This window comes from Bradyrhizobium australafricanum (genome assembly GCF_020329495.1).
GTDB classification, from domain to species: Bacteria; Pseudomonadota; Alphaproteobacteria; order Rhizobiales; family Xanthobacteraceae; genus Bradyrhizobium; species Bradyrhizobium australafricanum.
Genome location: NZ_JAGKJL010000170.1, coordinates 1 through 1412 on the forward strand (window position 1 = coordinate 1; position 1412 = coordinate 1412).

Sequence of the window (1412 nt, forward strand, 5' to 3'; positions counted from 1 at the left end):
GGGTTCTTCCGCATATTTGGTGCAGAGCGCTGGATTCACGAGCCGCATGAATGCGGGCATAAGGTCGGAATCGCAATCGACGCCCGTGATTCGCCTTGCACCACGCCTTCCGCTCGCTGGTTTCCCCCGAGCTTTCGATTTTCCAGGTTCTTCCCCAAGCGGACAAGGTCGTGCTTGTTGCTCGTCCGAAGTCGACGGTCTCGCTCTGTCCCTGTTGCGACTTCCAGACAGGTCGCGTCCATAGCCATTACGTGCGCCGCTTGAGCGATCTGCCGTGGCAGGGGCGGGTCGTCGAGATCCGGCTCCATGCGGGACGGTTTCGATGCGTGAATTCGCAATGTGCGCGTCGGATATTCGCCGAACGGCTGCCGGCAACGGTACAACCGAAAGCAAGACGCACAACCCGCCTCGGCGAGAGCCAACTGGCGATCGGTTTTGCGGTCGGCGGTGAGCCTGGCTCGCGCCTGTCGCGCAAACTGGCCATGCCAGTCAGCGGCGACACCTTACTGCGAATGATTCACTCGGCTCCCTTGCCGGATTTCGTTGCCCCGACCGTCATCGGCATCGACGATTGGGCTTGGCGTCGTGGTCAGCGATATGGAACGGTCATCTGCGATCTGGAACGTAATTGTGTTCTTGATCTGCTTCCCGACCGTAACGCCGACAGTGTTACGCATTGGCTGAAGCGCTGGCCAGGGATCAAGGTTGTGGCCCGCGATCGTGCGGGACTTTATGCCGATGGTGCACGTCGTGGTGCACCCGACGCGGTGCAGGTGGCGGACCGCTGGCATCTGCTCAACAGTATGGGTGAAGCCATGCGCCACGCAGTCGGTCGCCATCGTTACAACGTAGCCGCTGCCGTGCAGATCATGGCGTCCACCCAAAGAGAGCCGATCGACCGTGCACCGTCACCGCCGGGACTTGCACAATTGCGAGCGGATCGAAAAGCTGCGCGACGGGAGCGTTGGGATGAAACCTGTCGCCTGCGCGAGCAGGGTTATCCGACATCCAGAATCGCGCAACTGCTCGGTGTCGCGCAGCGCACTGTCCAGCGCTGGCTGTCTGCCGGTGGCGAGCCGGAACATTCGCGTCCTCGCAGACCTTCGCATCTTCTCGCGCGCTTTGAAGCATGGCTCGAAGCGCAATGGGCGTCCGGCTGTCAGGTAGAACAGCAATTGTGGCGAGAACTCCAGAAACAAGGCTATACCGGAAGCCGGGTGACCGTCGCACGATGGGCCGCAAACAGATCTGCATGTGCAGACTCGGAAGGAGCAACGCAACCACGCTCGGCCTGGAAAGCTCCATCGCGTCGTCGCTGTGCTTGGTATCTGAGCCAGGATTCAGATCAGATCGATGCTGAAACCAGGCTGTTTCTTTGCCACCTGTTTGTACAAGCTCCGGAACTCGCCACG

1 protein-coding gene is annotated in these 1412 nt (G+C 60.6%); it reads left to right on the forward strand.

Annotation, left to right across the window (positions count from 1 at the left end; translation table 11 throughout):
- Positions 1–95: 95 nt before the first annotated feature.
- A partial coding sequence (locus J6525_RS46330; RefSeq protein ID WP_225649602.1) for an ISL3 family transposase occupies positions 96–1412 on the forward strand: 1317 nt, incomplete at its 3' end.